This window comes from Pseudorhodoferax sp. LjRoot39 (assembly GCF_964253035.1).
In the GTDB taxonomy this organism is placed as follows: Bacteria; Pseudomonadota; Gammaproteobacteria; order Burkholderiales; family Burkholderiaceae_C; genus Pseudorhodoferax.
Genome location: NZ_CAXUQL020000001.1, coordinates 1,159,481 through 1,171,027, shown reverse-complemented (window position 1 = coordinate 1,171,027; position 11,547 = coordinate 1,159,481). Strand labels below are relative to the sequence as shown.

Here is an 11,547-nt window from a genome sequence, read left to right as displayed (position 1 = left end):
ATCGCGGGCATGCAAGAACTCCTTCCCAAGCAGGCCTGGGACCTGCTGCTGGAACGCACGCGGGACGCGGCCGAGGGCGCGGGCGATCCGCCGCTGTTCGTGGACGTGCGCATGGAGATCGAGTTCCGCTATGTCGGCCATCCGCCCGGCGCGCAGAACATTCCCTGGTACGAATACCCGGCCATGGCACCGGACCCGGCCGCGTTCGTCGCAGCCGTCGAGCGCGCCGCCGGCAGCCGCCACCGCACCGTGGTGCTGATCTGCCGCAGCGGCAAGCGCGCCCGTGATGCAGGCCAGGCGCTGGAAGCGGCCGGTTTCAGCGACGTGGTGGCCGTCGTGCACGGCTTCGAGGGCGACCTCAACGAGGACTTGCAGCGCTCGCGCACCAATGGCTGGCGCTGCGACGGCCTGCCCTGGGAGCAGATGTAGACAGGTGTGGTGCGATGAGTGAAGTGACCAGTTCCATCCTGCGCGAGACCTTCGGCTACGCGCAGTTCCGAGGTGCCCAGCAGTCCATCGTCGACCATGTGGTCGATGGCGGCGACGCGCTGGTGCTGATGCCCACCGGCGGCGGCAAATCCCTGTGCTACCAGATCCCGGCGATCGCGCGGCAGAACGCCGGCCAGGGTGTGACCGTGGTGGTCTCGCCGCTGATCGCGCTCATGCACGACCAGGTCGGCGCGCTGCGCGAGGCCGGCGTGGCCGCGGCCTACCTCAACTCCACGCTGGACTGGGCTGCCACCCAGGATCTGGAGCGCCGGCTGGCCCGCGCCGAAGTGACGCTGGTCTACGCCGCGCCCGAACGCGTGGTGACGCCGCGCTTCCTGGAACTGCTGGACGGCCTGGCCGCGCGCGGCAAGCTCGCGCTGTTCGCGATCGACGAGGCGCACTGCGTGAGCCAATGGGGCCACGACTTCCGGCCCGAGTACCGCCAGCTGACGCTGCTGCACGAGCGCTACCCCGGCGTGCCGCGCATCGCGCTGACGGCCACGGCCGACGCGCTGACGCGCGCCGACATCGTCGAGCGGCTGCAGCTGGAGGACGCGCGCCAGTTCGTCAGCAGCTTCGACCGGCCCAACATCCGCTACGCCATCGTCGAGAAGAAGGACCCGGTGACGCAGCTGCTGCGCTTCATCGAGCGCGACCACGATGGCGAAGCCGGGGTGGTCTACTGCCAGTCGCGCAAGCGCGTGGAAGAGGTGGCCGAGTCGCTGTGCATGGCCGGCGTGAACGCCCTGCCCTACCACGCCGGCCTGGATGCGGCCGTGCGCCAGAAGCACCAGGACCGTTTTCTGCGCGAGGACGGCATCGTGGTCGTGGCCACGATCGCCTTCGGCATGGGCATCGACAAGCCCGATGTGCGCTTCGTAGCGCACCTGGACATGCCCAAGAACATCGAGGGCTACTACCAGGAGACCGGCCGCGCCGGCCGCGACGGCGAGGCCGCCGACGCCTGGATGGCCTATGGCCTGCAGGACGTGGTGAACCAGCGCCGCATGATCGACGAGAGCCCGGCCGGCGAGGAATTCAAGAAGGTCATGCGCGGCAAGCTCGACGCGCTGCTGGCGCTGGCCGAGGCCACGGACTGCCGCCGCGTGCGGCTGCTGAAGTACTTCGGCGAGGCCAGCCAGCCCTGCGGCAACTGCGACAACTGCCTGTCGCCGCCAGAGGTCTGGGACGCCACCGACGCCGCGCGCAAGCTGCTGTCCACGGTCTACCGCGTGCAGCAGCAAAGCGGCATCGGCTTCGGCGCGGGCCACATCATGGACATCCTGCGCGGCAAGGTGACGGAAAAGGTCAAGCAGTTCCAGCACGAGAAGGTGAGCACCTTCGGCATCGGTGTCGACCTGTCGGAAGCGCAGCTGCGCAGCGTGCTGCGCCAGCTGGTGGCCACGGGCGCCATCGCCGTCAACGCCGAGAAGTTCAACACGCTGCAGCTGACCGACGGCTCGCGTGCGGTGCTCAAGGGCGAGGTGGCGGTGCGGCTGCGCGAATCGGCGTCCGCGCCGGCAGGCCGCAAGTCACGCACGTCCAAGTCGCGCGGCGACCGCGTGGCACCCGCTGCCGCGCCGCTGGACGCACCGGGGCAGGCGCTGTTCGCCGCGCTCAAGACCTGGCGCGCGGAGGTGGCCAAGACCCACAACCTGCCGGCCTACGTGATCTTCCACGACGCCACGCTGGCGGCCATCGCGCAGCGCGCGCCGCACACGCTGGACGACCTGCAGGGCATCAGCGGCATGGGTGCGACCAAGCTCGAGAAGTACGGCGAGGACGTGCTGCGCGTGTGCCAGCAAAGCTGAGCCGCCATGCAAGACTTCGCGCACTTCGTCCAGGCCCAGGAGCCCGTCTGGGCGCAGGTCTGCGCCGAGCTGCGCGCCGGACACAAGAGCAGCCACTGGATGTGGTTCGTCTTTCCGCAGCATGTGGCGCTGGGCCGCAGCAGCATGGCGCGGCGCTTCGGCCTGGCTTCCCTGGCCGAGGCACAGGCCTATGCCGCGCATCCTGTGCTGGGGCCGCGGCTGACGGAGGCAACCCGCCTCGTGCTGGGCGTGCAGGGCCGCAGCGCGCACGCCATCTTCGGCTCGCCCGACGATCTCAAACTGCGCTCGTGCATGACCTTGTTCCAGGCGGCGGCGCCCGAGCAGCCTGAATTCGGCGACGTGCTGGCCCGCTACTACGGCGGCCAGCCCGACACGCAGACGCTGGCGCTGCTCTGAACTACTGCACGAAGCCGATCCCGCGCGCCTCGCGCACCTCGGGCTTGATGCGGTGTTCGGCCTCGAGTTGTTCGAGAAACTCGGCCGGCGTCATCTCAGCGGCCAAGATGTCGACCTGGCGCCGCACGGCCGCGAAGTCGCCGGGGCACAGGTGCTCCAGCCGATGCAGCCGCGCACGCATGACCTCATCGAGCCGATCCGCCTCGCCGCCCAGCGCCTCCACCACGAACATGCGTTCGCGCTGCGCCGGCAGCAGCGGCTTGAAGCGGATCTTGAACGTGAAGCGCCGCAGCGCCGCCTGGTCGATGCGGTCCATGAGGTTGGTGGTGCAGATGAACACGCCGCGGTGGCGCTCCATGCCCTGCAGCATCTCATTGACCTCGGTGACCTCGTAGGTGCGCTGGGCGCCGCGCCGGTCCTGCAGGAAGCTGTCGGCCTCGTCGAGCAGCAGCACGGCCTTCTCGGCCTCGGCCTCGCGGAACATGGCGGCCATCTGCTGCTCGGTCTCGCCGACGAACTTGCTCATGAGGTCGCTCGCGCGCTTGACGATGAGCGGCCTGTCGAGCGCGCGCGCGATGTGCTCGGCCAGCGCCGTCTTGCCGGTGCCGGGCGCGCCGTAGAAGCACAGGCTACCGTGGCCACGCGCCTGCAGCGCCTGCACGATGCGGCCGATCTCGAAGCGGCTCTCGACGTTGAGCATCTCCAGGTCGTAGGTGGTGGCCGCGGGGATGCCGGCACGCTCCTCGCTGTGCCGGCCCAGGGCCTTGTCGGCGTTGCGCAGCTGGCGCTCGATGAGTTCCTCCGTGCCGGCCGCGTCGGCGCAGGCCAGGCCGGCGAAGCGCACCGCGGTGCGGATCTGCGCGGGCGTGAGACCCTTGCGTTCGGTCAGCTTGGCAACGAAGGCGTCGGACACGGCCACGCCTTGAAGCGTTTTGCGCACCAGGCCCTCGCGCGCACCGGGCGGCGGCGACTTGAGCTCCAGGTGGTAGGCGAAGCGGCGGCGGAAGGCCGGGTCGATCTGCTCGATGCGGTTGGTGACCCACAGCGTGGGCACGGTGTTGCTCTCCAGGATCTGGTTGACCCAAGCCTTGCCGCTGACCGAACCGCTGGGCGGTGCCGCGATCTGCTCGGCACGCGCCATGAGCTGCGCGGCCTCTGTGCTGATGGGCGGGAAAACGTCCTCCACCTCGTCGAACAGCAGCGCGGCCTGCACGCTGCCCTTCAAGAACACCTGGGCGATCTGCAGCGAGCGGTAGCGGTCGCGGCCCGAGAGCGAGTTGCCGTCGCGGTCGGCGTACTCGACCTCGAACAGGTCGAGGTTGGCAGCCTGCGCGACCACGCGCGCCAGTTCGGTCTTGCCGGTGCCGGGCGGGCCGTACAGCAGGATGTTGACGCCGGGCTCCTTGCGCGCGACCGCGTTGCGCAGCAGCGCGACCAGCACCTCGGCGTCGTCGGCCACGAAGCCGAAGTCGCCCATGGCCAGCGCGCTCTTGGTGGCCGGCCGTGTGAACACGGCCATGAGTTCGCTCTGGTCGCGGTACTCGCGCATGAGCACGGGCGGCAGCTTCTCGCTGACCTTCATGAGGTCGGCCAGGTCGGTGATGTTGTGCTCGGAGATCAGGTTCTCGACCAGGCCGATGCGCTCGAGCCGCGAACCCGCGCGCAGCGCCTCGCCGACCTCGGTGGCGCTCACGCCGGCGACCTCGGCGATCGCGGCATAGGCCTCTGGCGCGTTGTTGACCTTGACCTCCACGAGGATGGTACGCAGGTCGCGCTGGTAGCGCGCGAGCGTGCCGTACAGCAGCAGCGCGCGCTCGGCGCGGTTGAGCTGCAGCAGGCCCGACAACGCATCGATGTTCTTCTCCACCAGCGTGGATTGCTTCTTGAGCGCACGCGTGAGCCAGTCGCAGGTGACCTTGAGCGCGGCCAGCAGGTCCTTGGGCTGGTCCTTGGCGTATTCGTCCAGGTAGAAGAACAGCGTGCCTTCTTCGTAGGGGCCACGCCAGATCGCATGGCGCTCCATGAACTCGGCCGTGGACAGCGCGGTGTGGCCGCGCCAGAACTCGTTGTCCTTGCAGCGGCGGGCCAGGAACTCGCGCAGGCGCAACAACACGGGCTGCGGCCACACCAGGTGGCGGCCGGCCATGGCCAGCAGGCTGTTCAGGTCGCGCCGCACGTTGAACTTGGGGCCTTGCCGCGCGACCAGCGTCAGCACGAAGTGCGAACACATCAGGTCCAGGACTGGCGCAGCCTCCAGCCCGGGCGAGGCAATCACCTGGGCGGTCACCGGGTCACGGGCCGAACGCTTCACCATGGACGGGTTTCCAGTCGAGCAAAGGAGTGAGCCACGATAACGCAGGGTCCAGGGCTTTGGAAGACAGGGTCGCAAAAACGCAGACGACACCCAGCCTTGCCCCCCACAATGCAGCCATGCTGACCCTCGACGACATCCGCCAGGCCGCGGCCCGCTTGCAAGGCCAGGTGCTGGAAACGCCCTGTGTGGAATCGCGCACGCTGTCGGACATCACCGGCGCCCAGGTCTTCCTGAAGTTCGAGAACCTGCAGTTCACGGCCTCGTTCAAGGAGCGCGGCGCCTGCAACAAGCTCGTGCGGCTGGTGCAGGCCGGCGGCGCCGAGCACGGCGTGATCGCCATGAGCGCCGGCAACCACGCCCAGGGCGTGGCCTACCATGCGCAACGCCTGGGGCTGCGCGCGGTGATCGTGATGCCGCGCTTCACGCCGGCCGTGAAGGTGGAGCGCACGCGTGGCTTCGGTGCCGAGATCGTGTTGCACGGCGATTCGCTGGACGCAGCGCGTGCCCACGCGCAGGAGCTGGCCAAGGCGCAGGGCCTGGCCTTCGTGCACCCCTACGACGACGAGGACATCGTCGCCGGCCAGGGCACGGTGGGCCTGGAGATGCTGGCCCAGGTGCCGGCGCTGGACACGCTGGTGGTCTCGGTCGGCGGCGGCGGGCTGATCGCCGGCATCGCCACCGCGGCGCGCGCGCTGAAGCCGGGCATCGAGATCGTCGGCGTGCAGACCGCGCGCTTTCCGGCCATGGTCAACGCCGTGCAGGGAACGCAGCACGCCCAGGGCAGCAGCACCATCGCCGAGGGCATCGCCGTGGGCTCACCGGGGCAGATCACGCAAGCCATCGTGCGCGAGAGCGTGGACGCGCTGATGCTGGTGCAGGAAGGCGACATCGAGCAGGCCATCCTGATGCTGCTGGAGATCGAGAAGACCGTGGTCGAGGGCGCGGGCGCGGCCGGCCTCGCAGCGTTGCTGCGCGAGCCGGAGCGCTTTCGTGGCAAGAAGGTGGGCCTGGTGCTCTCGGGCGGCAACATCAATCCCATGCTGCTGGCGGCCATCATCGAGCGCGGCATGGTGCGCTCGGGCCGGCTCGGCCGGCTGCGCGTGAGCGCCGCCGACCACCCGGGCTCGCTGGCGCGCATCGCCACCGTGGTGGCCGACAGCGGCGCCAACATCGACCAGGTGGAGCACCAGCGCGCGTTCACGGCGTTGTCGGCGCAGAACGTGGACATCGAACTCGTGGTGCAGACGCGCGGGCGCAGCCATCTGGACGAACTCGTGCAGGCGCTGGGCCAGGCCGGCTTCGAGACCAAGGAATTGCGCTGACCCCCATCGCTACAATCCGCGCTTTCGAGCGAAGGAATAGAGACATGTCGGACTCCCACGCCACGCCCAACCCGCACGAGGTTGCCGCCCACGACATCGACCCGGTCGAAGCCGTGCTACCGATGATTCCCATCGTGCTGCCCATCGTCGGCGGCGTGCTGATCTTCCTGCTCGCTTTCATCGCCGTCTCGATGGCCTGAGCCCTGCGGCTCTTGCAGGCCGCGCAACGCGGCCTGTTGTTTTTTCCGCCGCCGGCACACCGGCTCGCGCTTCTCCCCCCCCCCCTGTTTTCACGCGCTGCGCGCATGCACTTGTTGCGTGCATGCGACGACAACTTTGTCACGGCCGCCATCATGCAGACATAACCCTATGCTTGTTTTGCATGGGTTTTGTCTCCAACGTGGCTCCGCGTGCAAGCCCCATCCCTAGAATTGGCCTCCCGACCGGCGCCGGACTCTTGCGCCGGGCTGCACCTGTCGTCTTCCACCAGGTCCAAGGCCCGCTTGCATTGCGAGCGACTTTGTGAAAGACGATTTTTCAACTTAGGAGCTAGCCCATGAACGCCCCCACGATGCAAGGACTGAACATCAATCCTCCGGCACACGTGAAGAACGCCAAGCTGATCGCCTGGATCTCGGACATCGCCGCACTGACGCAGCCGTCCGACATCTACTGGTGCGACGGCAGCGACGCCGAATACCAGCGCCTGTGCCAGCAGCTGGTCGACGCCGGCACCTTTCAGAAGCTGAACCCGGCCAAGCGCCCGAACTCCTTCCTGGCGCTGTCCGACCCGTCCGACGTCGCCCGCGTGGAAGACCGCACCTTCATCTGCTCGGCCAAGAAGGAAGACGCCGGCCCGACCAACAACTGGACCGCACCGGCCGAAATGCGCCAGCTGCTGCAGACCGGCGAGAACGCGCTGTTCAAGGGCTCCATGAAGGGCCGCACCATGTACGTGGTGCCGTTCAGCATGGGTCCGCTGGGCTCGCCGATCGCCCACATCGGCATCGAGCTGTCCGACAGTCCCTATGTCGCCGTGAACATGAAGACCATGACGCGCATGGGCAAGGCCGTGTACGACGTGCTGGGCGTGGACGGCGACTTCGTGCCCTGCGTGCACACGGTGGGCGCGCCGCTGGAAGCCGGCCAGGCCGACGTGAAGTGGCCTTGCAACAAGACCAAGTACATCGTGCATTACCCGGAAACGCGCGAGATCTGGTCCTACGGTTCGGGCTACGGCGGCAACGCGCTGCTGGGCAAGAAGTGCTTCGCACTGCGCATCGCCTCGACCATGGGCCGCGACCAGGGCTGGCTGGCCGAGCACATGCTGATCCTGGGCGTGACCAAGCCCGACGGCAAGAAGTACCACGTGGCAGCCGCCTTCCCCAGCGCCTGCGGCAAGACCAACTTCTCCATGCTGGTGCCGCCCGCCGGCTTCGAAGGCTGGAAAGTCACGACCATCGGTGACGACATCGCCTGGATCAAACCGCAGGCCGACGGCTCGCTGCGCGCGATCAACCCCGAGGCCGGCTACTTCGGCGTGGCCCCGGGCACGAACTACAAGACCAACCCCAACTGCATGCGCAGCCTGGACAAGAACGTCATCTTCACGAACGTGGCGCTCACGGACGATGGCGACGTCTGGTGGGAAGGCATGGAAGACGACGTGGCCGGCAAGGCACTGCCCGCGCACCTGATCGACTGGCAGGGCAAGGACTGGACGCCGCAGATCGCCAAGGAAACTGGCGCCAAGGCCGCCCACCCGAACGCACGTTTCACGGTGGCCGCCCTCAACAACCCGGCGCTGGACGAAGCCTGGGACGATCCCAAGGGCGTGAAGATCGACGCCTTCATCTTCGGTGGCCGCCGCTCGACCACGGTGCCGCTGGTGACCGAGGCGCGCAACTGGAAGGAAGGCGTCTACATGGCCGCCACCATGGGCTCGGAAACCACCGCTGCGGCCGCCGGCCAGCAGGGCGTGGTGCGCCGCGACCCGTTCGCGATGCTGCCCTTCATGGGCTACAACATGAGCGACTACTTCCAGCACTGGCTGAACCTGGGTGCCAAGCTGGAGCAGGCGGGCGCCACGCTGCCGCGCATCTACACCACCAACTGGTTCCGCAAGGGGGCAGACGGCAAGTTCGTCTGGCCCGGCTACGGCGAAAACATGCGTGTGTTGAAGTGGATGATCGACCGCCTGGAGGGTCAAGCCGAAGGCGGCCAGGAGCACGTGTTCGGCGTGAGCCCGGCCTACGAGCAGCTGAACTGGACCGGCCTCAACTTCAGCGCCGAGCAGTTCAAGACCGTGACCAGCATCGACCAAGCCGCCTGGCAGGCCGAGCTGAAGCTGCACGACGACCTGTTCACGCAACTGGCCTACCACCTGCCCAAGGAAATGGGCGAGATCAAGCAACAGATCGAGACGCGCCTGGCCGCCTGAGCTGGCACCGCGCCCCATGAAGGAGCCACCGCAAGGTGGCTTTTTCAATGGCGCGTACTCTAAGCCGCCTGGCGCCGCCGCAGCATGAGCCCCACCACCGTCAGCGCAGCGAACAGCGCACCGCAGGCAAAAGTGCCCCGAAAGCCCACCAGGTCCCAGAGCGCGCCGGCGATCACGCTGGCCAGCAGCAGGGCCACGCCCGTGAGCAGGTTGTACATGCCGAAGGCCGTGCCGCGCAGGTCGGCCGGCGCCCTGTCTGCGATCAGCGTGTTGAACACGCCCTGCGTGAAGCCCATGTGCAGGCCCCAGAGCACCACGCCCAGCCCGAGGCCCCACAGGCCCGGCACGAAGGCCAGCACGAGGTCGGCAGCGACCAGCAGCGCCAGGCCGGCCAGCAGCACGTCCCGGCGCGGCCGGCGGTCCGACAGCACGCCAGCCGGGTAGGCCGACAGCGAATACGCCACGCCCATCAGCACCAGCACGGCCGGTGCCCACATCGGTTCCAGCCCGACTGCCTGGGCGCGCAGGATCAGGAAGGCCTCGCTGAACCGCGCCAGCGTGAAGACCAGGCCGGTGCCGACCACCCACCAGTAGGGCGCCCCCAGGCGCACGAGTTCGCTCTTGCGCAGCGGCAGCTTGCGCGGCCGTGTGGCCTTGGGCAGATTGGGCTCGCGCACGAAGACCACGAGCACGGCCACCGACACGAAGGCCGGCAGCACGGCGAGCCAGAACACCAGCTGGTAGTTGTTGGCCGTCCACCACATCAGGCCCATGGCCAGCAGCGGACCGGTGAAGGCGCCGATGGTGTCCAGCGTCTGGCGCAGGCCGTACGCCGTGCCACGCAGTTCGGGCGGCGTCACGTCGGCCACCAGCGCATCGCGCGGCGCGCCGCGGATGCCCTTGCCGATGCGGTCGACGAAGCGCGCACCCACCAGCCAGTCCAGCGTGCCGGCCAGCGGGAACACCGGCTTGGTCAGCGCGCCCAGGCCGCAACCCACCACCGCCAGCAACTTGCGCTTGCCGAAGCGATCACTGAGGGCGCCCGAGAACACCTTGACGATGGAAGCCGTGGCCTCGGCGATGCCCTCGATCAGGCCGACCGCCAGCACCGAGGTACCGAGCACCGCCACCATGTAGATGGGCAGCAGCGCATGGACCATCTCGGACGAGATGTCCATGAACATGGAGACGAAACCCAGCGCCCAGACGCTGCGGGGCACGGCGCGTGCGCCGCGGGCTGGCGCCACGCCGGCACCAGATTCAACGGTTTTCGTCATGGGCGTCGTACACCCGCTTGGCGTAGCTGTCGAGCAGGGCTTCGCACTGCTTCAGGCGTTCGGCGGCCGTGGTGGCCAGCGGGGCGTCGTAGAAATCGAGCTTGCGGATCTTCTCGAACCAGGTCTGCAGCTTCTTGAGGTCGGTTTCTTCCTCGTCGAGCTCCGCATACGTGAACTTCTGGATCGCGATCTCCTTGGCGATCTCGGCCTCGAAGTCCTGGCAGCGGCCCAGCAGTTCACGGTACTGGTCGTCGCGGTCTGCCTTGAAGCGGGCGATGACCTTGTCTTCCTGCAGCCGGTCCAGCGCGATGGTTTCCAGCAGCACGCAATCGCCCTCCATGGACGCGATGTCGTTCTCCAGCACCTTGAGCTTGCGCACGTGGTCGTCGGTCTTGGGCAGCAGACACACGCCGTTCTGCAGATAGACCGCGCCCAACGCCTTGAGGCGGCGCCACAGCGCCATGCGTTTGGAGGTCGGCTCGGCTGGCACCTTGTAGGTCAGCAGCAACCATTTGATTGAATCCATCGCTCAGTCAAATTTGTGACGATGGTTTCATTTTAAACAGTAGGGCAGCTTCACCAAGATATGAAAAAAGCCACCGCGAAGGGTGGCTTTGAAAGGGTTCCTGGCGCGGCCAGAGCGGAGCGCTGGGCTCAGAAGTAATAGCTGCGGCGAGCACCCATGGCGTGGGCAGCATCGCGCAATGCATTGCTGGCGTTGTCGCCGCGCAGCAGCGTCTGCGTCTGGGCCGGCACGGACTCGGCGCGGGTGGCAGCGGCGCGCAGGTCGGCCAGCATGCGCGGGTCTTCGTGGGCTGCGGCCAGGAAGGCCACGTCGGCGCGGGCCTTTTGCACATCGCGGTACCAGCCTTGCACCACTTCACGCAGGCTGATGCGGACCGGCGCTTCAGCGGCATGCAGGGCCGCCGCAATCCGCGGGGCAGCCAGTTCGCTGCGCGACACGGCCGCCTTCAGATCGGCCATTACGCGGGCGTCGGTCTGGGCAGTGGCCCACAGGCGTTCGTCGGCACGGTCACGGGCCACGCGCTGCGACCAACCGTCCAGACGCTGCACCAGCGCGGTGGCCAGGCGGCGAGCAGGCGTGGCGAACAGCGCCAATGCAGCGAAGGCCACCAGCCACAGCACGACCCAGGCGGCCATCAAGCGGCCATCTGCCCAGCCATCGACCATGCGGTCGGCCAGCACCAGCAGCGCGGAGACCACGGCGGCCAGCAGCAACGCGGCGATGCCACGGGTGCCGTCGAAGCCTTGGCGCAGGCTGCCTGCTGCCTGGATTGCCGCTTCGACGCGGGCAACGCCGGGGTGTTGTTGGGGATAGTCGACGTGAACAAAGCTGGTCATGGTGTTTTCCTTTTCTTCGCTACCTGGTTCGGCAGCGGCATGGGTCAATACTAGGGTTTGCCCCAGTGTTCTTCAACTTTATATTCATGATGCTGGACATTCACCACGGTGATGA

Annotated in this window: 10 protein-coding genes; 6 read left to right on the top strand and 4 right to left on the bottom strand. The window is 67.9% G+C overall.

The features are described 5' to 3' along the window. The first annotated feature begins 9 nt into the window (after positions 1-9). Genes ACSQ4M_RS05590 through ACSQ4M_RS05580 form a run of 3 tightly spaced genes read left to right on the top strand, consistent with a single transcriptional unit; the run spans position 10 to position 2,717 of the window. Entirely contained in the window at positions 10-429 is a 420-nt protein-coding gene (locus ACSQ4M_RS05590; RefSeq protein ID WP_436188607.1) for a rhodanese-like domain-containing protein, read from the top strand. A 14-nt stretch (positions 430-443) separates the two neighbouring features. After that, a complete protein-coding gene (gene recQ, locus ACSQ4M_RS05585) occupies positions 444-2,300 on the top strand; it encodes a DNA helicase RecQ (RefSeq protein WP_436188606.1) in 1,857 nt (618 codons plus the stop codon). A 6-nt stretch (positions 2,301-2,306) separates the two neighbouring features. Next, a complete protein-coding gene (locus tag ACSQ4M_RS05580) occupies positions 2,307-2,717 on the top strand; it encodes a DUF1810 domain-containing protein (protein WP_436188605.1) in 411 nt (136 codons plus the stop codon). Between the two features lies 1 nt (position 2,718). Here the strand turns inward: ACSQ4M_RS05580 and ACSQ4M_RS05575 are convergent, their stop codons facing one another. Further along, the gene (locus ACSQ4M_RS05575; RefSeq protein ID WP_436188604.1) at positions 2,719-5,031 is read right to left on the bottom strand and encodes an ATP-binding protein; all 2,313 of its coding nucleotides are present in this window, start codon (positions 5,029-5,031) and stop codon (positions 2,719-2,721) included. A 116-nt stretch (positions 5,032-5,147) separates the two neighbouring features. Between ACSQ4M_RS05575 and ACSQ4M_RS05570 the strand changes: the two genes are divergently transcribed. The 3 genes from ACSQ4M_RS05570 (at position 5,148) to ACSQ4M_RS05560 (ending at position 8,793) form a co-directional block, all read left to right on the top strand. Beyond that, positions 5,148-6,353 (top strand): threonine ammonia-lyase, encoded by a 1,206-nt coding sequence (locus ACSQ4M_RS05570; protein WP_436188603.1) that lies wholly within the window; start codon positions 5,148-5,150, stop codon positions 6,351-6,353. 44 nt (positions 6,354-6,397) lie between these two features. Continuing rightward, positions 6,398-6,553, top strand: coding sequence for a hypothetical protein (locus tag ACSQ4M_RS05565; RefSeq protein ID WP_436188602.1), 156 nt, complete (start codon positions 6,398-6,400; stop codon positions 6,551-6,553). A 356-nt stretch (positions 6,554-6,909) separates the two neighbouring features. Beyond that, complete coding sequence (locus ACSQ4M_RS05560) at positions 6,910-8,793, top strand: phosphoenolpyruvate carboxykinase (GTP) (protein ID WP_436188601.1); 1,884 nt, start codon at positions 6,910-6,912, stop codon at positions 8,791-8,793. Between the two features lie 59 nt (positions 8,794-8,852). On the opposite strand, the gene ACSQ4M_RS05555 is transcribed toward ACSQ4M_RS05560, so the two are convergent. The 3 genes from ACSQ4M_RS05555 to ACSQ4M_RS05545 all read right to left on the bottom strand — a co-directional run bounded on the left by ACSQ4M_RS05555 (position 8,853) and on the right by ACSQ4M_RS05545 (position 11,432). Beyond that, complete coding sequence (locus tag ACSQ4M_RS05555) at positions 8,853-10,070, bottom strand: MFS transporter (RefSeq protein WP_436188600.1); 1,218 nt, start codon at positions 10,068-10,070, stop codon at positions 8,853-8,855. Then, positions 10,054-10,596, bottom strand: coding sequence for a Chromate resistance protein ChrB (locus ACSQ4M_RS05550; RefSeq protein ID WP_436188599.1), 543 nt, complete (start codon positions 10,594-10,596; stop codon positions 10,054-10,056). Before ACSQ4M_RS05550 ends, ACSQ4M_RS05555 begins: the two co-directional genes overlap by 17 nt. 128 nt (positions 10,597-10,724) lie before the next feature. Then, positions 10,725-11,432, bottom strand: coding sequence for a hypothetical protein (locus tag ACSQ4M_RS05545; RefSeq protein ID WP_436188598.1), 708 nt, complete (start codon positions 11,430-11,432; stop codon positions 10,725-10,727). Positions 11,433-11,547: the final 115 nt, after the last annotated feature.

Bases quoted from the DNA above. Each gene is read 5' to 3' on its own strand.
- ACSQ4M_RS05555 (WP_436188600.1), bottom strand. From the start codon at position 10,070: ATGACGAAAACCGTTGAATCTGGTGCCGGCGTGGCGCCAGCCCGCGGC.
- ACSQ4M_RS05565 (WP_436188602.1), top strand. From the start codon at position 6,398: ATGTCGGACTCCCACGCCACGCCCAACCCGCACGAGGTTGCCGCCCAC.
- recQ (WP_436188606.1), top strand. From the start codon at position 444: ATGAGTGAAGTGACCAGTTCCATCCTGCGCGAGACCTTCGGCTACGCG.
- ACSQ4M_RS05550 (WP_436188599.1), bottom strand. From the start codon at position 10,596: ATGGATTCAATCAAATGGTTGCTGCTGACCTACAAGGTGCCAGCCGAG.
- ACSQ4M_RS05575 (WP_436188604.1), bottom strand. From the start codon at position 5,031: ATGGTGAAGCGTTCGGCCCGTGACCCGGTGACCGCCCAGGTGATTGCC.
- ACSQ4M_RS05545 (WP_436188598.1), bottom strand. From the start codon at position 11,432: ATGACCAGCTTTGTTCACGTCGACTATCCCCAACAACACCCCGGCGTT.
- ACSQ4M_RS05590 (WP_436188607.1), top strand. From the start codon at position 10: ATGCAAGAACTCCTTCCCAAGCAGGCCTGGGACCTGCTGCTGGAACGC.
- ACSQ4M_RS05570 (WP_436188603.1), top strand. From the start codon at position 5,148: ATGCTGACCCTCGACGACATCCGCCAGGCCGCGGCCCGCTTGCAAGGC.
- ACSQ4M_RS05580 (WP_436188605.1), top strand. From the start codon at position 2,307: ATGCAAGACTTCGCGCACTTCGTCCAGGCCCAGGAGCCCGTCTGGGCG.
- ACSQ4M_RS05560 (WP_436188601.1), top strand. From the start codon at position 6,910: ATGAACGCCCCCACGATGCAAGGACTGAACATCAATCCTCCGGCACAC.